An 18,134-nucleotide genomic window follows, 5' to 3' on the forward strand; every position below is an offset into this window, starting at 1 on the left:
TCCCGCACGGAGACAGCCCCCGGCCGGTCCGGCTCCCACGTACCCCTGACCCACCGGACAATGCGCACCTTCCGGACCTCCGTCACACTCGGAACGCGGGGTGTTTCCGGCCGTGCGGCCCAGGCAACCCGGGACCGTGCGCACGGCACGAACCGTACGCACGGGCACGGACTCTCCGCACCACCGGCGCACCAGGCCACTGAGCAGACTCCGACGCGACGGGAGCACCCGGATGACCACTGCCCCTTCTCATCCGCAGCCTGCCCGACCGGGCCCGCGCATCGGCGTGCTCGGTTCCTACGGCGGCTTCAACATCGGCGACGAGTCGATCCTGACCTGTGTCCTGCGCTGTCTGCGCGCCCAGCGGCCCGAGGCCCGCCTGGTCGTCTTCAGCCGGAACGCCGAGCACACCCGGGCCCATCACCCGGGCGCCGACGAGGTGGTGGACTGGGAGGGCGTCAGCCGCAACCAGGTCCTGGACACGCTGGCCTCACTGGATCTGCTGGTCCTGGGCGGCGGCGGGCTCCTCTTCGACGGCGAGGCGCGCCGCTATCTGCGCCTGGTCCGGGCCGCGCAGGAGCGCGGCATCCGCACCTTCGCCTACGCCATCGGCGCCGGCCCGCTGCGCGAACCCGACGACCGGGAGGCCGTGCGCACGGTGCTGGCGGACATGGACGACGTCGTGGTGCGGGACGAGGAGTCCAAGCTGGTGCTGGAGGAGGTCGGTGTCGAACGCGACGTCGTCGTCACCGCCGATCCGGCGCTGCTGCTGGAGCCGGAGCCGTTCACCGACGAGATGATGCGCCACGAGGGCGTGCCCACCGACGCGCGGCTGGTGGGGATGTCGGTGCGGGAGCCGGGCCGGGCGGCCGAGAAGCTGGACGAGGGCGACTACCACGCCCTGCTCGCGGACGTCGCCGACTTCCTCGTCCGCCGACTGGACGCGCACGTGGTGTTCCTGCCGATGGAGCGGCACGACGTGCGGCACGCGCACGCCGTGCTGTCCCACATGACCGCTCCCGACAAGGGTCGGATCCTGCACGGCTCGTACAGCCCGGGGCAGGTGCTCGGCTTCATGCGCCATCTGGATCTGGCGGTCGGCATGCGCCTGCACTTCGTGATCTTCGCGGCGCTCTCCGGGCTGCCGGTGCTGCCGCTCCCCTACTCCGGCAAGGTCTTCGACTTCGCACGCCGGATGGGGGCTCCGGCCCTGGTGGGCGTGGCGCGGGAGCAGGCCGGGCTGCTGCTGGCGGAGGTGGACCGGCTGTGGGACGAGTACCCGGAGCGGCGGGAGGAGCTGCACTCCCGCGTCCGGGAGCTGTCCACACAGGCCCGGGAGACCTGCGCACGCTGCGGACTGCTGCTGGACGAGGTCGACGGCGGGACGGCGTCGGCCGTCGGCACCGCTGCCCTCCTGGACACGGAGGCGGAAGCACCGCCCGCGCCCACTGCCGAACCCCGCCCGCTGGGCGTGTGACGCCGGCGCCACCTAGGCCCCGCCCGCGGGAGGACACCGATGCCGATCCTGCAAGAACCGCGCGAGCCCCGCACGGTCACCCTGCCCGAACGGCCCGCCCGGCACGGCGGCCGGACGGAGGTCCTGGTGGTCGGCGGCGGCCCGGCAGGGTTCGCCGCGGCGGTCGCCGCGGCCGACGCCGGGGCCGAGGTCGTCCTGGTGGAGCGCTACGGGTTCCTCGGCGGCAACGCGACGGCGGCGCTGGTCATGCCGCTGATGTCGTTCCACAACGAGCACAAGCAGGCCACGTTCAGCGAGTCGGGCGAGGACGCCCGCCTGCTGCCCACCGACCACGGCGAGGGCGAGCCGGTCGTCCAGGGGGTGCTGTGGCGGCTGCTGGACCGGCTCATGGGGCGCGGCGGCTGTCTGAAGCCCTCGCCGAGGACCGGGTACACGGTCCCCTTCGACCCGGAGCTCTTCAAGCTGGTCCTGCTCGACATGGTGGACGAGGCGGGCGTGCGGATGCTGTTCCACGCCTTCGCCTCCACGGCGCTGCGCCTCGACGACGGCTGGCGTGTGGTGTTCGAGACCAAGTCGGGGCCGGTGGTGATCGACGCCGACGTGGTCGTGGACGGCACGGGCGACGGCGACGTCGCGGCGGCCTGCGGGGCGCCGTACGAGATCGGCCGGCCGGAGGACGGGCTGGTGCAGCCGATGACGCTGATGTTCCGGGTCGCGGACTTCGCCCGGCCGGACTTCGCGGAGTACGTGCGGGAGCATCCCGACCAGTGGCGCGGCGTGCACGGCCTGTGGGACCTGGTCGAGGAGGCCCGGGCGGACGGTGATCTGCGGCTGCCGCGCGAGGACATCCTGTTCTTCGCGACGCCGCATCCGCGCGAGGTCAGCGTCAACAGCACCCGCGTGACCAGGGTGCTCGGCACCAGCGTGTGGGACCTGACCCGGGCCGAGTACACCGCCCGGCGCCAGCTCGCGGAGATCGACCGCTTCCTGCGGACCCGCGTGCCCGGTTTCGAGGAGTCGTACGTGGTGCAGAGCGGCACGCACATCGGCGTCCGGGAGACCCGGCGCGTCGTCGGCGACTACCACCTCACCGGCCACGACATCCTGGCCGCCCGCCGCTTCCCGGACGTCGTCGCGCACGGCGCCTACCCGGTCGACATCCACAACCCGCGCGGCTCCGGAACGACCCTGAAGCGGGTGCCCGAGGGCAGCTTCTACGACATCCCGCTGCGCTGTCTCGTGCCGCAGGGCACGGAGCGGCTGCTGGTGGCGGGCCGCTGCATCTCGGGAACGCACGTGGCGCACTCGTCGTACCGGGTCATGCCGATCGCGATGGCGACCGGGCAGGCGGCGGGAGTGTGCGCCGCGCTGACCGTACGTCACAAGCACGGGCCGCGGGGTGTGCCGTACCGGCTCGTGCAGCGGGAACTGCTGCGGCAGGGCGCCCGGTTGCGCATCGACCTGCCGGTGGGCGGCTGACGCGGGCCGCCGTCAGCCCGCCGTTGTCCGCAGCTGGTCGTGGCACCACTGCCGGGCCACCTCGGTGACCTGGTCGAGCGCGCCCGGCTCCTCGAACAGGTGCGTCGCGCCGGGCACCACGTGGAGGGTGTGCGGGACGTGCAGCCGCCGGGCCGCTTCCTCGTTGAGCCGCAGCACGTGCTGGTCCCGGCCGCCCACGATCAGCAGTACCGGAGCCCGGACGGCGTCCAGGGCGTCGCCGGCCAGGTCGGGCCGCCCGCCGCGCGAGACGACCGCCGGCACCCGGTCGGGGCGTTCGGCGGCGGCGACCAGGGCCGCGCCCGCGCCGGTGCTGGCGCCGAACAGGACGACGGGCAGGCCCTGGGTGCCGGGCGCCTGTTCCAGCCAGTCGACGGCGGCAACCAGCCGGCGGCCCAGCAGCGGGATGTCGAAGCGGAGTTCGGCGGTGCGGACGTCCAGCCGTTCCTCCTCCTCGGTGAGCAGGTCGATCAGGAGGGTGCCGAGTCCGGCGGTGCGCAGGCCGGCGGCGACGTCGCGGTTGCGGGGGCTGTGCCGGGAGCTGCCGCTGCCGTGGGCGAACAGCACGACCGCGCGGGCGGCCGGCGGCACGGTCAGATCGCCGGTGAGCGTCGCGCCACCGGCGGGCACGGTGACCGTCTGGGAGTTCATCGGAGGCCTCCTCTCCCCCACGTCCCTCGTCCTGCCGCCCGCCTACCCACACCGGGGCGGTCGTCCCGCCTCGCCTCCGGTATGGCGCGATCCGTGGGATGCGTGTCGTTGACGCCACACCCTGGCCGGAGGAGCGTGGAGGGCGTGACTTCCCGCCGTGTCGTCTTCGTCGTCTTCGACGGCTTCCAGCCGCTCGACCTCACCGGCCCGCACGAGGTGTTCCACAGCGCGGGCGACGACTACGTCTGCGAGGTCGTGGCGCCCCGGGCGGGTCCGGTCAGGTCGGTCAGCGGGCTGCTCGTGCATGCCGGGCACGGCGTGGCGGACCTCGGCCCGGCCGGGATCGACACGCTCGTGGTGGTCGGCGGCCGGGGTGTCGACCGGGCCCGGCAGGACGAGGCGCTGGTCTCCTGGGTCGCCGCCGCGGCGACCCGTGCCCGGCGCGTGGCCTCGGTGTGCAGCGGGGTGTTCCTGCTGGCGGCGGCGGGGCTGCTGGACGGGCGCCGGGTCACCACGCACTGGGCCCGCGAGGAGCAGTTGGCCCGGGAGCACCCCGAGGTGCGGGTGGACTGTGAGCCGATCTTCGTCCGGGACGGGCCGGTGTGGACGTCGGCCGGTGTGACGGCCGGCATGGACCTGGCGCTCGCCCTGGTGGAGGACGATCTGGGCCGGGACGTCGCGCACGCGGTGGCCCGCCGACTGGTGCTGTTCCTGCGGCGGCCGGGCGGCCAGTCGCAGTTCAGTGTGGCGCTGTGGTCGCGGCAGCCGGCGACGGACCCGGTGCGGGCCGCCGTCACCGCGATCCACGCCGATCCGGGCGCCCGGCACGACATCGCCGGTCTCGCCGCGCACGCCGGGCTGAGCCCCCGGCACCTCCAGCGCCGTTTCACCGCCGAACTGGGCGTGCCGCCGGCCGCGTACGTCGAGCGGGTGCGCGTCGAGGCGGCCCAGCGGGCCCTCACCGAGGGGGACGAACCGGTCGAGGCCATCGCCCGCCGCTACGGCTTCACCACCGCGGAGACCCTGCGCCGCACGTTCCACCGCCGGCTCGGCATCGCGCCGTCCGACTACCGCGCCCGCTTCCGCTCCACCGCGGAAGCCGCCCACCACGTCTCACCGAAAGGGGAACCCGTATGACGACATACGGCCTGCTGGTCTTCGAGGACGCCGAGGAGCTCGACTTCGTGGGGCCCTGGGAGGTCTTCACGGTCTCCGCCATGCTCCGCGACGGCGCCGACTCGGCCGTGCTCGTCGCCGAGCACCCCGGCCCCGTGCGCTGCAACAAGGGCCTGCGCGTCCTGCCCGACCACACCCTCGACGACCATCCGCCGCTGGACGTGCTGCACGTGCCGGGCGGCCGGGGCGCGCGCGAGACGCAGCTGCACAACCCGGTGGTCACCGACTGGATCGGGAAGACGGCGGAGCGGGCCGCGTGGGTGCACGGCGTGTGCACCGGCACGTTCCTGCTGCACGCCGCGGGTACCGCGCGCGGGCGGCGGGTGGCCACGCACTGGAGCCAGGAGGACACCCTCGAGGCCCGCGGCGACGTGACGGTCGTCCGGGACGTCCGCTACGTCGTGGACGGCGACCTGGTCACCAGCCAGGGCGTCTCGGCCGGCATCGACAGCGCGCTGTGGCTGGTGGGGCGGCTGCACGGCCGGGACCACGCACGGGCGGTGCGGCGCTACATCCAGTACGACCCGGCGCCGCCGTACCTCGCGGACGAGCCCGTCTGACCCACCGCCGGGCCGGTCGCTGCATGGGTGCGGCAGCCTCGGGCAGTCGATGTTCATGGGCGGTGACAGGGGCGACGACGGGCAGGGACGGCAGGCGGGCGAGTGCGGGCACCGGGCGGTGCCGCATCCGGAGAACATCCGGATCGAGGCGTGGGCGGCGTGCCGGGAGCACTGTCTGGCGGAGGCTGTCCTGGCGATGGTGGAGTGCTTCGCGGACGTCTCGGGAGTGCGTCCGACCGCCGTGGACCGGGTGCGGCTGGCCGAGGCCAGCGACGACGACCTGCTCGCCTCGCTGCTGGACGAGATCATCTTCCGGCTGGAGGTGTACGGCCAGGTGCCGGTGGACGTGGAGGCGGACGAGGCCGACGGCGGCCTGGACGTACGGCTGGCGGTCACCGGCCTCGCGGACGTGGAGGTCACCGGGGCGGTCCCGAGGGCGGTGGCGTGGGACGAGCTGCGCATCGGGCCGGGTCCGTACGGGTGGTCGTGCGCGGTGACGGTCGACGCCTGACCCCGCCGTCCTGGGTGCGCCTACCGTGGAGGTGTGGGCGGCGGTGTCGTGACGCTGTTCCTGTGCGGTGACGTGATGCTCGGGCGCGGCGTCGACCAGATTCTGGCGCACCCCGGTGATCCGGCACTGCGGGAGGCGTACGTCGAGGACGCGCGGTCCTACGTCCGGCTGGCGGAGTCGGCGCACGGCCCGGTGCCCGCGCCCGTCGATCCGTCCTGGCCGTGGGGCGAGGCGCTGCGGGTGCTGGACGAGGCCGCCCCGGACGTCCGGATCGTGAACCTGGAGACGTCGGTGACGTCCGCGGACACGTTCGCCCCGGACAAGGAGATCCACTACCGGATGCACCCGGCCAACCTGCCGGCCCTGGCCGTGGCCCGGCCCGACGTGACCGTCCTCGCCAACAACCACGTCCTGGACTTCGGCCGCCCGGGTCTGCTGGGGACACTGGACGCGCTGGCCCGGGCGGACCTGCGGACGGCGGGTGCGGGACGTGACGCCGAGGAGGCGTACGCACCCGCTCCGGTTCCCCTCCCCGGTGGCCGCCGGCTGCTGGTCTTCGCCCTCGGCGCGCGCTCCAGCGGCATCCCGTCCGGCTGGGCGGCGACGGCGGACCGGCCCGGTGTGGCGTACGTGCCGGAGCTCTCGCCCGCCGCGTCCGACACCGTACTGCGGCACGTCCGGCGGTCCCGCCGGGCCGGTGACCTGACCGTGGTGTCCGTGCACTGGGGCACGAACTGGGGGTTCCGCGTGCCCCGCGAGCAGGTCCGCTTCGCGCACGCCCTGGTGGACGGCGGGGTCGACATCGTCCACGGCCACTCCTCACACCACCCCCGCCCGCTGGAGGTGTACCGGGACCGGCTGATCCTGTACGGCTGCGGCGACTTCATCGACGACTACGAGGGCATCACCGGCTACGAGGAGTACCGCGACGACCTGCGGCTCGCGTTCCTCGCCTCGGTCGAGGCGGACAGCGGCCGACTGGCGGCGCTGCGCATGGTGCCGCTACGGGCACGCCGGCTGCGACTGGAGCCCGCGTCCCGCGCGGACCGCACATGGCTGCGGACGACGCTCGACCGGATCAGCAGCGGGGTGGGGGTGACACCGACACCGGACGGCTCGCTGGCGTTGACGGGCGGATGAGTGTCAGCCCGCCCGGTCCTGCGGTGCCGCATGAGGTGGGAGGTCAGCCTGCCCAGGCCATCAGCCGTTCCCGGTTGTTCGGCTCCCGGAGGCGGGCGAGGGACTCCTTCTCCAGCTGGCGTACCCGCTCGCGGGTGAGGCCGACGCGGCGGGCGACCTCGTCGCGGCTGCGGGTGTGGCCGTCGTGCAGGCCGTAGCGGAGGCTGAGGATCATGGCCTCGCGGGGCGCGAGCGTGCCGACGGCCTCGTGCAGTTCCTCGGCGAGTGCCTGGTACTCGGCCACCTCCGGGGCCTGGAGCACCTCGGTGTCGGGGATGAGGTCGCCGACGACGGTCTCGCCGGTCTCGTCCACGGGCGTGTCCAGGCTGACGGCCTGCCGGCCGACGCGGCGCAGCCAGCCGATCCGGTCGGCGGCGAGGCCGCTCTCCCTGGCCACTTCCTCGACGCTCGGTTCGCGTCCCAGGTCGAGTTGCAGACGCCGTTCGATCTTGGCGACCTTCTGGAGCTGCTCGACGACGTGCATCGGCAGCCGTACGGTGCGCGCGTGCGCGGCCAGGCCCCGCTCGATCGCCTGGCGGATCCACCAGGTCGCGTAGGTGGAGAACTTGAAGCCCTTCGTGTGGTCGAACTTCTCCACGGCCCGGATCAGCCCCAGGTTGCCCTCCTGGATGACGTCCAGCAGGGGCAGGCCCCGGTGGGCGTGCCGTTTGGCCATCGAGACGACGAGCCGGAGGTTGGCCCGGACCATGTGGTCCTTGGCGGCCTGCCCGTCCCGGGCGGCCTCCTCCAGCTCCCCCCGCCGCTCCGGCGCCAGGTCGAGCTCACCTGCGTCGGCCCGTTCCAGTTCCTCCAGCGCCCGCACGCCGGCCTCCAGCCGCCGGGCCAGCAGGACCTCGTCCTCCGCCGTGAGCAGCGGTGTCGCCGCGATCTGCGTGAGGTACTGGCCGAGGAGGTCGGGTTCCTCGTCGGGCTCGGGGATGCGGTTGCGCAGCCGTGCGGTGCGGGCGGGGGCGCGGCGGTCCTCCCGGGGGTGTGCCGCGGAGTCTTCTGCCAGGGGAGACATCCTCGTGATCCTCCGTCCCCTACCTCTTTCCGGCTCGCTGCCTCATTCCGGCTCGTTCCGGACGGCTCACGGGTACCCGAGGCGGTCCGTCCCGAACCGCATGTCCGGGTCCCGCGGGGGTACTCCGGGGCACATGACCGGCATCGAACTGCGCAGCAACGCGTTCAACGACCACTCCTTCATCGCGCGCCGGTACGCGTACGAGGGACCGAACGTCTCTCCGCCCCTGACCTGGAGCGGCGTACCGGACGACGCGGCCGAACTGGTCCTGCTCTGCGAGGATCCCGACGCCCCGTCGGGCACCTTCGCGCACTGGGTCGTGGTCGGCATCGACCCGCACAGCGACGGCGTCGAGGCCGGGCACTGCCCACCGGGCGGCACGGAACTCGTCAACGGCTACGGGCAGCAGGGCTGGGGCGGCCCGCATCCCCCGCCCGGGGACGACGCACACCACTACTTCTTCCGGCTCTACGCCCTGTCCGAGCCGTGCGTCCTGCCCGACGCGCCCCGCGCGGACGAGGTGCACGAGGAGGTCGAGAAGCGCCGCATCGCGGACGGCACGCTGGTGGGTCTCTACCAGCGCTGAGACGGCTCTCGGGGGTCCGCCCGTACCGATGTGACACAACGGTTGGTTGTGCCACGGGTGACGGACGGTTGTTTGCCCGGGCGCCCCGGTGCCCGCTTGGATGGCTGCCGGTCAACACCGGGTTGTCCGCGGGAGCTGGGGGTGTGCGCCGGGTATGGCGGGCAGGCGGTCGCTGGGGCGGCGGTTCGGGTGGCTGTGGGGGGCGTACGCGGTCAGCACGGCCGGCACATGGCTCGCGTTCGACGCGTTCGCGCTGCTCGCGGTCCTGGTGCTGGACGCGGGACCGACGCAGGTGTCGCTGCTGGCGGCGGTGGGACCGGCGGTCGGCGCGGCCGTGTCGGTGCCGCTCGGGCCGTGGGTGGAGGTCCGCCGCAAACGGCCGGTGATGATCGCGACGGACCTGGTCCGGTGCGCGGTGCTGCTGAGCATCCCCGTGGCGTTCGCCCTGGGCCGGCTGGGCTTCGTACAACTGCTGCTGGTGTCGGTGGCCGTCGCGGCGGCCGACATCACCTTCAGCGCGGCGGCCGGGGCGTTCCTGAAGGATCTGGTGCCGCGACGGGACCTGCTCGTCGCGAACGGCCGGTTCGAGGCGACGAACTGGACGGCCAGCATGGTCGGGCCGCCGCTGGGCGGGGCCGCGATCGGGCTGTTGGGTCCGGTGACGACCGTGGTGGGCAACGCGGTGAGCTATCTGCTCTCGGCGTTCGGCCTCCGGGCGATGGGCGGCGAGGAGAAACACCCCGTGCGGCCCGGGGCCGGCGAGGCCAGGCCCCGGGCAGGCGACCTGCTCGACGGCTGGCGCTGCATCCTGGCCGACCCGGCGCTGCGCCCGCTCTTCTTCAACACGGTCCTCGCGAACTCCCTGATCATGGCGGCTTCGCCACCGCTCATGGTCCTCATGGTCGGTGAGCTGCGGTTCGCCCCCTGGCAGTACGCGCTCGCCTTCGCGGTGCCCTGCACGGGCGGCCTGCTCGGCTCACGTCTGGCACCGCGGCTCGTCGCACGGTGGGGCCGGCACCGCGTCATGTTCACGGCGGGGGTGCTGCGGGCGTGCTGGTCGCTCGGGCTGGCCTTCGTCGGCCCCGGTACGGCCGGGCTGGCGCTGGTCATGGTGGTCGAGTTCGGGCTGATCACCTGCTGTGCCGTGTTCAACCCGGTGTTCGCCACGTACCGCCTCGACCGGACCCCCGCGGACCGGGTCACCCGCACCCTGGCCGCCTGGTCGGCCACCGGCAAGGCCACCACGGCGGCCGTGACCGCCCTGTGGGGCCTGGTGGCCCATCTGACCGGCCCGCGTACGGCCATCGCCCTGGCCGGCGTCTTCCTTCTCTGCACCCCCGTTCTGCTCCCCCGCCGCGACCACGCGCCGGACACCGGCCCCGAGCCGGCTCCCGTGGCGCTGAAGGACGGCACCTGAACGGCCGGGCCGGGGCCGGGAGCAGCTCGGTTTGCGAGGTCCCGCCCCCGGCCCGGGGGCTCAGATCGCCCCGGGCACGTCCTCCGTGACGCCGTTCAGCGGCGAGGACGGGTCCGCGCCGTACGGGCGGGTGATGATCTCCAGGCCGTGGCCCGCCGGGTCGAGGAAGTACACGCCCCGGCCGCCGTCGTTGCGGTTGATCTTGCGCGGGTGGTTGCCGTGCGGGTCGGCCTGGATGGGGATCCGGGCCGCGACGAGCCGGGCGAGGGCCTCGTCGAACTCGTCCTCGGAGACGAGGAACGCGTAGTGCTGCATGGGGATGTCGGCGTCGATGGTGAGGAAGTCCAGCGTGACGCCGTTGGCGGTCGTCACGGGCAGGAACACCCCGGCCGGCGCCCCGACCTCCAGACCCAGGATCTCCGCGAGGAAGCGGGCGGACTTCTCTCTGTCGCGGGACAGGACGATGGTGTGATTGAACTCGACTGACACGGTTGAATGCCTCCACGGGCATCTCCGCGGCGCCTCCATGCCTCACCCGGCCGGTGACCGACACGCGATGCCGCGCGGTGGATCGTAGACAGCGGCGGGTCCGGTCGTCGAGCGGTTTTCGGCCGTATCGCACGGCCCGCGCGCAGCAGGCCAAGTCGCCCTGCTCGCACCCCTGTTGTCCCGCACGACCCTGACAATTGTCAGGGACCGTGTCGCCCCTGGTCTCCCTACTGTTCTGAGCGTCGGCCACACCTCAGGGGGAACTCGACATGTCCACTCGCATCTTCGCCAGGGCCGCGCTCGTCGGCGCCGGGGCGCTCGCACTGCTCGGCCCGCTCACCGCGGGGACCGCCTCCGCGTCCGCCGCCGGCGAGCAGGGCGGCGCCCGCATCATGGCCGCGCCGTACGCGGTCGTGCCCTACGAGACCGTCAACGTCCGCTACGGGCCGGGCACTTCCTACGGAATCCTCGCCACCGTTCCGGCGGGCCAGCCGCTCGGCGCCTACTGCTGGACCCGCGGCGAGCGCATCACCGACAACGGCTACTCCAACGACGTCTGGGTGAAGCTCCTCGAGGGCTACGTCAGCGCCGTGTACCTCAAGGGCAACGAGTACGGCGACCTGCCCGCCTCGGCGCGCTGCTGACCCGGACCATGACCACACCCGACCACACCATCGTCCTACGGGGGACAGACACATGAAGCGAATGATCAGCCGTACCGCCATGGGCCTCGCCGTGGCCGCGCTCGCCGTCGGCGGCCTCGCCACCACCGCCCAGGCGGCCCCGGCCGCCGCTGCCAACAACGGCGACCCGACCCTGACGGACGTCTACGTCTGGGCCACCGACGTCAACCTGCGCCAGCAGCCGACGTCCGAGTCCCCTCGTCTCGCGGTCCGTTCGCAGTGGTGGGCGGACGCCGTGTGCCAGACGCAGGGCCAGACCGTGCGCGACCCGGCCGTCGGCACCAACAACTGGTGGACGGCGGTCCAGGAGTTCGCAGGCAGTGACATCGCCTGGGTGAACAACCTGTACATCCGGGGCGGCCAGAAGATCGCCGGAGTCCCGGACTGCTGACGCGGCATGCGCCACAGGGGGCGGACCGGAGCACCGGCCGCCCCCTGTGGCGTGTGTGCGGCTCAGTACCAGCCGGTCACGGTCAGGTCGTGGCCGTCGCACGTGAGCAGGGCGCGTGAGACGCGGCCGTTGAGGTTGTTGCCCATCTGCGTGTAGGCGTACGTGATGCCGGAGTCGACGGTCTCGGAGACCCAGCCGTCGACCCGTCCCACGCCGCTGTCGGAACGCTGGAGTACGGCGGCGCAGCCGGGCCGGGAGTTCTCGATCCGGGCGAAGGAGCCGCACTTGTCGGAGTAGAAGTACTTCAGGGCCATGCCTTCGGCGTACTTGGTGGCCCCGATCTGCCGGAACGTGCCCGAGCAGTAGTTCGTGGTGGGGTACTGCCCCTCGTTCCCGTAGGCCCCGTAGTTGCCGCCCGAGTGCGGCGCGGCGTGGGCGGCGGTCGGGAGGAGCGCCATCACCGCGGCGGCGCCCCCGGCGGCCAGCAGTGTCCTGAGCGATCGGCGGCTCATGAGCCCCCTCTTTCATGTGTGTCGGCGGATGTTCTGGTCGTGCGCGGGCGGGCCGGCGATCCGGCCGGCGCATCGCTCACTGGGGTGACCGTACGGACGGTCACCAGGCCGGCGACACCTGACATTTATCAGGGTCGAACCCCCCGGTCGTCCCGTTTCAGAAAGGGCAACCATGCGTATGCTCCTGCGCGGCGCCGCCGCGCTCGCGACGCTCGTCACGGTCGCGTCGCTCACGGGCGGCGCGGCTGCGGTCCCCAGGCCGGGGACGTCCGCCCCGGTGGCACAGGCCGCCCGGATTCCGGACGGCGTCACCGCCGGGGTCGCGGTCTTCGACCGCCGGACGGGCACGTTCACCGAACAGGTCGACGAGAGCGCGCGTTTCCGTTCCGCCTCGGTCGTCAAACTGCTGCTTGCCCTGGACTTCCTGTGGGACCGTGGCCCCGCATACACGATCCCCGAGGCCGACCGGGCGCTGCTCGAGCCGATGCTGCGCAGCAGCGACGCCGATGCCGCGAACCACTACTGGGGTGAAGCAGGGCTGGTCCGGGGAGTACGCGAAGGGGGCGTGCGGCACCTCGGCAACGGCGGCCGAGGCGGAAACGGCAGCCGCTCCCGCCACCAGGGCCGCCGCTCCCGTGACCAGGGCCGCCGCGGCCGGCGTGGACCTCACCCGCCCGGCACTGCACACCACCGGCACGGTGGGCGCCGACGACCGCACGCCCGATCGTGGCCGTGCTGACGCTGCATCCGGTCGGCACGTCGTACGGGAAGGCGTACACCGACCTCGGCCGGCTGACCCGCTCGCTGAACGTGCCATGCGGGGTGCGGCCCGCGGGGACGTGGTTCGGCACCTGGGGCGAGTTCGTGAACGTCCGCAGGGGCCCGGCCACGAACGACGCCCCGGGTCACGCAACTCCCGGCCGGGGTCGAGGTGCTGGTGGGCTGCCAAGTCCGGGGCCGGGCTCGGGAGTTCAGCGCTCGTACTCGGCGAGGTAGCCCAGCACCTTGTCCACGTGCGGGCGTACCCGTGCGGGGACGCCGCCCTCCTCGATGACCGTGCGGTCGCTGGTGCGGTAGCCGGCCGCGACCAGCGCGGGCAGGTCCTTCTTCGGCAGTCCCGCCTGTTTGAAGCGCTGGTCGAGCCAGCACACGTACAGGCTCATGGTGGCGATCGCGTCCGGCGGCGACATGTGGTCCTTGTCGCCGTCCCCGTCGCCGTCCACCGCCCAGGCCCGGAACACCGACGGCGTCCACATGGCGATGCCGTACTCCTCGCTCTCCGGGCGGGCGGCGTTCACGTCGAAGCCGCTCTCGGCCTTGAGCAGCGCGGCGAGCAGGGCGGGGGTGATCTCCTCGTCGGTGCAGCGGTGGGCGGCGCGGGCGATGACGGGGCGCAGCGCCTCGGGTACGTCGGAGTCCTCCGGGATCTCACCGGGCACCGGGCGGTGCGCGCCGGTGACGGCGGCGGGGGCGCCGCCGTCGCGGTCGTCGTCCTGGGTGTCGCCGGCTCCGCCGAGGAGTGCCGTCCCGGCGACTGCGGCGGCGGTCAGGACGACGAGCCCGGCCGCCACGGCCGGCATCAGGCGTCGCGGGCGGCGGGGCGGAGGGCCGGTGAGGTCCTCGACGCGGGCGGCGACGTCACGGGCCGTGTGCGGGAGCCGGGTGGTGTGGTCGGGCGCCAGGCAGTCGGCGATCAGCCGCCGCAGGCCGTCGCCGAGGCCCGCGTCGAGCCGCAGGGGTGCGGTGCCGCGCGCGTAGGCCTGGGCGGCGAGGGAACGGGCCCGGGCCGTGGCGCCGGGGAAGGGGTGGAGCCCGCCGGTGAGCACCTGGTGGGCGAGGACGCCGAAGGCCCAGATGTCGGCGGTGGGCCGGACGACGGCGCCCTGGGTGCCGGTGCGCTGGGACCACCACTCGGGCGGCAGGTGGTCGAGGGTGCCGAGCGGCGGCAGATGGGCGTGGGTGCCGTCGAGTTCGGCGGCCAGCCCGAAGTCCGCCAGCCATACCTGTCCGGCCGGGCCCAGCAGGACGTTGGCCGGCTTGAGGTCGCCGTGCACCCAGCCGGCGTCGTGCATATGGGCGAGTCCGGCGGCGACTCCGCGCAGGACACGGTCGGCGCCGTCGATCGGCCGGCCGGTGGCGGCGGCGTCCAGGACGTCCTTCAGGCTGGCCTCGGCCCGGTCCATGACCAGTGCGAACGCACCGTCCAGGGTGGGCAGTTCCGGTGCCTCGACGGTGCACACGGCGTGGGTGCGCACGAGGTGGGGGTGGTCGGCCTCGGCGCTGAACCGGACCTCCCGCTCGACGAGTTCACCGAGCGCGGCGCGCTGCCCGGGCCCCAGGGCGCCGGTCGGGAGCACCTTCACGGCCGCGGGCGTGCCGTCGGCGACGGTACGGGCCTCGTACACGGTCCCCCAGCCGCCGGAGCCGATGACCGCGCCCACCTCCCAGCCGTCGATCCGGAACCCTTCCGGGAGGCGGGGCGGCCCGGGTATCTCCAGGTCGTCCGCCATGTCGTCCGGGACGTCGGGTCTCGTCATGCGCCTGCCTCCTGCGGCGTGAGGCGCCCGGCACCGCGGGACGGCAGCAGGCCGAGGTGTTCTTCGCGCACCAGGCCGAAGCGCAGGGCGACCGAGGCGAGCCGGGAGCGCTTGGCTCCGGTGCGGCCGCCGTCGCCTCCGGTCGCGGTCTCCTCGCCGACGTCCAGGCGCAGTTTGGCGAAGGCCAGGTAGTCGATGTGGTAGTTGACCGCGGAGCGGGTCAGGTCCCGGCAGGCCTCCAGCGGCCGCAGCCGCTCCACGATCTGCCCGACCCCGGGCAGCGCCGAATCGGAGGGGTCGCGCAGCCGGGGTTCGCACAGGGCCACCAGCACGAGGAAGTACTTCGACGTCGGGTCCAGGGCGAAGGGATGGACGGTCTGTTCCCCGCCGCCCGGCGCGGACTGCTCACCGAGGTAGGCGTGCTGGGGCGCGAACACCTTGAAGGTCGCGGTGCCGGACAGGGCGGGGAGCACGACGCGCGAGAACTCGAACGGCACGGGCGCGCCGAGCCGCCCCGGGGCGACGGTCAGGTACTCGCCGGCTCCCTCCAGGTTCTCCACCACGTACGACACGCTGCGGCTGAAGTTGGACAGCCGCCAGTAGTCCCCGGCCGCCTCCAACTGCCCGGCCCGGCGCGAGATCCCGGGATCGGTCAGCACGATGCGCAGTTCCGCGCCGCCGGGCGTGCCGCGGCCGAAGTCGGCGATGTCCCCGGGCCCCAGATGGATCAGGTCGGGCCGGCCCGTCTCGTCCGCGCCCCACTGCGCGGGCCCGGCCAACTGCACGATGATGGTTTCCACGCGGACTCCCCCGCTGCTGACGCCCCCGATTTGGTCGCCAGGATTGTACGGGCGGATTCCGCTTGCGCGGAGGCGGCAGGGCCCGCGTCAGCCGGCTGTTCCCGGCCGCCGTGCGACGAACACGAACTCCCGGCCCGGCCGGTCGGGCGCGTCGCGCACGTCCTCCACCGCGAAGCCCTGCGCGACGAGTTCCGCCTCGACCTCTTCCCGGTCGCGGAAACGCAGTGTCGAGTCCGACGTCAGCACCTGCCCGTCCGCGGCGAACACATAGGTCCACCGGAACGTCACCAGCGGCCCGCTCACGTCGAGCAGGTCGACCCAGGACTCGACGGCGCCGACGCCCGGGACGTCCGACACGGTGTGCGTGGCCTCGCGGTTCCACTCCTCCCAGGCGCGGCGGGCCGGGACCCGGGTCTCGAACACGAAACGGCCGCCGGGCCGCAGTGCCGCACGGGCCCCTCGCAGGGTCCTCTGCCAGTCCTCTGGATCGACGACCGCCTGTGCGGCGTTGCCCGTCATCGTCGCGAGGTCGGCGGCCAGGGGCGGGAGGGTCGTCGCGTCGCCGTGGATCCACCGCACCCGCTCGCCGCCCGGCTTGCCGCGGGCCACGTCCAGGGACGCTCCGGCGGGATCGACGCCGACGACGTCGACGCCGCGTTGCGCCAGCAGCAGCGCGAACACGCCCGTGCCGCAGCCGACGTCGAGCACCCGGCGCGCCCCGAACTCCTCCGCCATGCGCAGGTACGGTTCGAGATCGGCACGGTCGGGGTCGAGCGGGTCGTAGACCGCGGCGAGCCGCGGATGCCGGAAGCACTCGTCTGCCATGCGTCCGATGCTACGAACGACTCAGCCCAGGCAGATGACGAGCACGCACAGCTCCTTGTTGTTGGGGTCGGAGCCGGAGTCCGCGGGAGGCGTCGCGGCCGGAGTGGGGCTCGCCGTGGACGGGGTCGTCTCGGGGGACGCGGCCTGCTGCGAGTCCTTGCCGGTACCGGCTGCGGGCGGGGTCGTCTGCTGCTCGGTCACCGTCGACGTGGACTTGCCGGCGCCGCCGGTGACGGTGTCGACCGTGTCCGGGACCGTGGTCCTCGGCTGCGTCGTCTTCGGCAGCTCCCGGGGCGCTGCGGCCGCGTCCGTCCGCGGGTCCGCCGGCGTACTGCGGGGAGTGGCGGCCCGGGGCTGCTCGCGCTGCGAGGTGCGGCCGGCGTGCGGCGGAGTGGTGGGCGTGGCCGAGGACCGTGCGGTGTCGCTCAGGGTCGACGTCGGTTCGGTGTACGCCGGCGCCTGACCGTCGGCGCCGCCCATGGTCGTGTCCTCCGGCGCCGTGGCCGACTGCACGCCGTGCGTCGAGTCGCCCTTCATGGCGGCGACGGTGAGGCCGCCTCCGACGAGCGCGACGGCGGTCGCCACCACGGCCCGGCGCTGGTTCTTCTTCCAGCGGGCCATCTGACGACGCCGTGCCGCGCGCCCCTGCTGCGGGGCCTGGTAGCCGTCGGCTCCGGTGGTGGTCTGCGGGGCGTCATGTCCGTGGGACAAATCCGTGTCAGGGGTCTCGTGGCCGTCGGACGCGTTGGTGCCAGGGCTCTCGTGGCGGCCGCCGGACGATCCGGTGTACGCGAGGGGAAGCTCCCGCGTACCGGCGCGGTTCGTGTCCCACACGCTGCCGTCGTCCCACACGTTCCCGTCGAGCGATGCGCCGGAGGCGGCCGGATACTCCCATGCGGCCGGGCCGGTACGGCCGTCGGCGGCGGGGTCGATGTCCGGGGCGTAGGCGCCGCACCCCGGGCAGACCAAGGCGCCGTTGAGGTGCCTACGGCACGAGGAGCAGTAGTCCATGTGGTCTTCCCGATCTTGCTGTGTCGACGGCTCGCGGGCCGCGGCCTGGTCACGTTCGCACGTGGGATCGAGTCGTAACGCTAACGAGACTTTGGAAGGGGGATGTGCAGCACGTGTGACACCCCTGAGCAGATCCTCTGGAACTCGCGTGTGCCGTACGTGACACATGAGTAAACGCGGCGGGCACTGGGCATGCTCGCGCGCCCGCCGAGACAGGGCCTCGCCCTCAACTCACCGAATTTTCCTGCGAACTGACGCACAACCCTTTGGATGTCCGACGGGTCACATCATGCAGGAGCAACCACCTCGAAGAGTTGCAAGGGGGAAATATGCGATTCACCCGTTCCGTCCTGGCCGCGTCGGCCTTGGCGGCGCTGACCGTGGGGACCACGACCGCCCTGGCGTCACCCGCCTCCGCCGCGCCCAACACCACTCCGCAGAAGGTCTGCGGAAGCGCCTACAAGACCGTGAACTCGGCGGCCGTCGGCTCCCTGGGCACGGTCTACCTGACGTACAACTCCGCCAACGGAAAGAACTGCGTCACGACCATCCGCAACAACCCGGGCACCGCCGTCGACATGTCCGCCTGGATCTCCGTGCCCGACACCGACGAGTACGACGAGGACGCCGGGCGCTTCACGTCCTTCGCCGGACCGACCTACGTCTACGGCAAGGGCCACTGCGTCGACTGGGGCGGCAGCATCAACAACGTGTACGTGCAGGTGTTCGGCTCCAACTGCGGCGCTCTGAAGGAACACCGGGTCACGTTCACCCGCTGACCGGACCACCGTGAAACACCCCCCAGCCG

General features: G+C 73.3%; 19 protein-coding genes and 1 pseudogene. 12 read left to right on the plus strand and 8 right to left on the minus strand.

Annotation, left to right across the window (positions count from 1 at the left end; translation table 11 throughout):
* The first annotated feature begins 232 nt into the window (after positions 1-232).
* Positions 233-1,477: a polysaccharide pyruvyl transferase family protein gene (locus tag MQE23_RS04960; protein ID WP_243378370.1), complete on the plus strand. Its 1,245-nt coding sequence runs from the start codon at positions 233-235 to the stop codon at positions 1,475-1,477.
* A gap of 39 nt (positions 1,478-1,516) precedes the next feature.
* Positions 1,517-2,956: an FAD-dependent oxidoreductase gene (locus tag MQE23_RS04965; RefSeq protein WP_020275904.1), complete on the plus strand. Its 1,440-nt coding sequence runs from the start codon at positions 1,517-1,519 to the stop codon at positions 2,954-2,956.
* 12 nt (positions 2,957-2,968) lie between these two features.
* On the opposite strand, the gene MQE23_RS04970 is transcribed toward MQE23_RS04965, so the two are convergent.
* Positions 2,969-3,625, minus strand: coding sequence for an alpha/beta family hydrolase (locus MQE23_RS04970; protein ID WP_243378371.1), 657 nt, complete (start codon positions 3,623-3,625; stop codon positions 2,969-2,971).
* Between the two features lie 144 nt (positions 3,626-3,769).
* On the opposite strand from MQE23_RS04970, the gene MQE23_RS04975 reads away from it, so the two are divergent.
* The 4 genes from MQE23_RS04975 to MQE23_RS04990 are packed head-to-tail and all read left to right on the plus strand — an operon-like array spanning position 3,770 to position 7,012.
* A complete protein-coding gene (locus tag MQE23_RS04975; protein WP_037666669.1) occupies positions 3,770-4,762 on the plus strand; it encodes a GlxA family transcriptional regulator in 993 nt (330 codons plus the stop codon).
* Positions 4,759-5,361: a DJ-1/PfpI family protein gene (locus MQE23_RS04980; RefSeq protein WP_243378372.1), complete on the plus strand. Its 603-nt coding sequence runs from the start codon at positions 4,759-4,761 to the stop codon at positions 5,359-5,361. Before MQE23_RS04975 ends, MQE23_RS04980 begins: the two co-directional genes overlap by 4 nt.
* 55 nt (positions 5,362-5,416) lie before the next feature.
* A complete protein-coding gene (locus tag MQE23_RS04985; RefSeq protein ID WP_037672374.1) occupies positions 5,417-5,872 on the plus strand; it encodes an archease in 456 nt (151 codons plus the stop codon).
* Positions 5,873-5,905: 33 nt separating this feature from the next.
* Entirely contained in the window at positions 5,906-7,012 is a 1,107-nt protein-coding gene (locus MQE23_RS04990) for a CapA family protein (protein ID WP_243378373.1), read from the plus strand.
* A 43-nt stretch (positions 7,013-7,055) separates the two neighbouring features.
* On the opposite strand, the gene MQE23_RS04995 is transcribed toward MQE23_RS04990, so the two are convergent.
* Entirely contained in the window at positions 7,056-8,075 is a 1,020-nt protein-coding gene (locus tag MQE23_RS04995) for a sigma-70 family RNA polymerase sigma factor (RefSeq protein WP_279345127.1), read from the minus strand.
* Positions 8,076-8,208: 133 nt separating this feature from the next.
* Between MQE23_RS04995 and MQE23_RS05005 the strand changes: the two genes are divergently transcribed.
* Both MQE23_RS05005 and MQE23_RS05010 read left to right on the plus strand, forming a co-directional pair.
* On the plus strand, positions 8,209-8,661 hold the full coding sequence (locus MQE23_RS05005; RefSeq protein WP_020275992.1) for a YbhB/YbcL family Raf kinase inhibitor-like protein: 453 nt from the start codon (positions 8,209-8,211) through the stop codon (positions 8,659-8,661).
* A 154-nt stretch (positions 8,662-8,815) separates the two neighbouring features.
* A complete protein-coding gene (locus MQE23_RS05010) occupies positions 8,816-10,078 on the plus strand; it encodes an MFS transporter (RefSeq protein ID WP_243378374.1) in 1,263 nt (420 codons plus the stop codon).
* 60 nt (positions 10,079-10,138) lie between these two features.
* Here MQE23_RS05010 and MQE23_RS05015 read toward each other — a convergent pair whose 3' ends face one another.
* Complete coding sequence (locus MQE23_RS05015; protein WP_020275995.1) at positions 10,139-10,567, minus strand: VOC family protein; 429 nt, start codon at positions 10,565-10,567, stop codon at positions 10,139-10,141.
* Positions 10,568-10,836: 269 nt separating this feature from the next.
* Here MQE23_RS05015 and MQE23_RS05020 point away from each other — a divergent pair, with 269 nt between their 5' ends.
* Together MQE23_RS05020 and MQE23_RS05025 are read left to right on the plus strand one after the other, a co-directional pair.
* Positions 10,837-11,211 carry an SH3 domain-containing protein gene (locus MQE23_RS05020; protein ID WP_020275996.1) on the plus strand — a complete coding sequence of 125 codons (375 nt, stop codon included), beginning with the start codon at positions 10,837-10,839 and terminating at the stop codon, positions 11,209-11,211.
* 52 nt (positions 11,212-11,263) lie between these two features.
* Entirely contained in the window at positions 11,264-11,641 is a 378-nt protein-coding gene (locus MQE23_RS05025) for a hypothetical protein (RefSeq protein WP_020275997.1), read from the plus strand.
* A 62-nt stretch (positions 11,642-11,703) separates the two neighbouring features.
* Here MQE23_RS05025 and MQE23_RS05030 read toward each other — a convergent pair whose 3' ends face one another.
* Positions 11,704-12,153 (minus strand): hypothetical protein, encoded by a 450-nt coding sequence (locus MQE23_RS05030; RefSeq protein WP_020275998.1) that lies wholly within the window; start codon positions 12,151-12,153, stop codon positions 11,704-11,706.
* A gap of 172 nt (positions 12,154-12,325) precedes the next feature.
* Here MQE23_RS05030 and MQE23_RS05035 point away from each other — a divergent pair.
* Positions 12,326-13,111 (plus strand): annotated as a pseudogene (locus tag MQE23_RS05035) (hypothetical protein); the annotation flags it as partial.
* Between the two features lie 13 nt (positions 13,112-13,124).
* Here the strand turns inward: MQE23_RS05035 and MQE23_RS05040 are convergent.
* The 4 genes from MQE23_RS05040 to MQE23_RS05055 form a co-directional block, all read right to left on the minus strand.
* A complete protein-coding gene (locus MQE23_RS05040; protein WP_243378375.1) occupies positions 13,125-14,690 on the minus strand; it encodes a serine/threonine-protein kinase in 1,566 nt (521 codons plus the stop codon).
* Entirely contained in the window at positions 14,687-15,490 is an 804-nt protein-coding gene (locus tag MQE23_RS05045) for a serine/threonine protein kinase (RefSeq protein ID WP_243378376.1), read from the minus strand. Before MQE23_RS05045 ends, MQE23_RS05040 begins: the two co-directional genes overlap by 4 nt.
* Positions 15,491-15,577: 87 nt before the next feature.
* Positions 15,578-16,315 carry a class I SAM-dependent methyltransferase gene (locus MQE23_RS05050; protein WP_243378377.1) on the minus strand — a complete coding sequence of 246 codons (738 nt, stop codon included), beginning with the start codon at positions 16,313-16,315 and terminating at the stop codon, positions 15,578-15,580.
* Positions 16,316-16,336: 21 nt separating this feature from the next.
* Complete coding sequence (locus MQE23_RS05055) at positions 16,337-17,326, minus strand: hypothetical protein (RefSeq protein ID WP_243378378.1); 990 nt, start codon at positions 17,324-17,326, stop codon at positions 16,337-16,339.
* A 329-nt stretch (positions 17,327-17,655) separates the two neighbouring features.
* On the opposite strand from MQE23_RS05055, the gene MQE23_RS05060 reads away from it, so the two are divergent.
* Entirely contained in the window at positions 17,656-18,105 is a 450-nt protein-coding gene (locus MQE23_RS05060; RefSeq protein ID WP_020276004.1) for a hypothetical protein, read from the plus strand.
* Positions 18,106-18,134: the final 29 nt, after the last annotated feature.

The sequence above is a fragment of the Streptomyces sp. HP-A2021 genome, from assembly GCF_022807935.1.
GTDB lineage: Bacteria > Actinomycetota > Actinomycetes > Streptomycetales > Streptomycetaceae > Streptomyces > Streptomyces afghaniensis.

Bases quoted from the DNA above. Each gene is read 5' to 3' on its own strand.
- MQE23_RS04960 (WP_243378370.1), top strand. From the start codon at position 233: ATGACCACTGCCCCTTCTCATCCGCAGCCTGCCCGACCGGGCCCGCGC.
- MQE23_RS04965 (WP_020275904.1), top strand. From the start codon at position 1,517: ATGCCGATCCTGCAAGAACCGCGCGAGCCCCGCACGGTCACCCTGCCC.
- MQE23_RS04970 (WP_243378371.1), bottom strand. From the start codon at position 3,625: ATGAACTCCCAGACGGTCACCGTGCCCGCCGGTGGCGCGACGCTCACC.
- MQE23_RS04980 (WP_243378372.1), top strand. From the start codon at position 4,759: ATGACGACATACGGCCTGCTGGTCTTCGAGGACGCCGAGGAGCTCGAC.
- MQE23_RS04985 (WP_037672374.1), top strand. From the start codon at position 5,417: ATGGGCGGTGACAGGGGCGACGACGGGCAGGGACGGCAGGCGGGCGAG.
- MQE23_RS04995 (WP_279345127.1), bottom strand. From the start codon at position 8,075: ATGTCTCCCCTGGCAGAAGACTCCGCGGCACACCCCCGGGAGGACCGC.
- MQE23_RS05005 (WP_020275992.1), top strand. From the start codon at position 8,209: ATGACCGGCATCGAACTGCGCAGCAACGCGTTCAACGACCACTCCTTC.
- MQE23_RS05010 (WP_243378374.1), top strand. From the start codon at position 8,816: ATGGCGGGCAGGCGGTCGCTGGGGCGGCGGTTCGGGTGGCTGTGGGGG.
- MQE23_RS05020 (WP_020275996.1), top strand. From the start codon at position 10,837: ATGTCCACTCGCATCTTCGCCAGGGCCGCGCTCGTCGGCGCCGGGGCG.
- MQE23_RS05025 (WP_020275997.1), top strand. From the start codon at position 11,264: ATGAAGCGAATGATCAGCCGTACCGCCATGGGCCTCGCCGTGGCCGCG.
- MQE23_RS05030 (WP_020275998.1), bottom strand. From the start codon at position 12,153: ATGAGCCGCCGATCGCTCAGGACACTGCTGGCCGCCGGGGGCGCCGCC.
- MQE23_RS05040 (WP_243378375.1), bottom strand. From the start codon at position 14,690: ATGACGAGACCCGACGTCCCGGACGACATGGCGGACGACCTGGAGATA.
- MQE23_RS05050 (WP_243378377.1), bottom strand. From the start codon at position 16,315: ATGGCAGACGAGTGCTTCCGGCATCCGCGGCTCGCCGCGGTCTACGAC.
- MQE23_RS05055 (WP_243378378.1), bottom strand. From the start codon at position 17,326: ATGGACTACTGCTCCTCGTGCCGTAGGCACCTCAACGGCGCCTTGGTC.
- MQE23_RS05060 (WP_020276004.1), top strand. From the start codon at position 17,656: ATGCGATTCACCCGTTCCGTCCTGGCCGCGTCGGCCTTGGCGGCGCTG.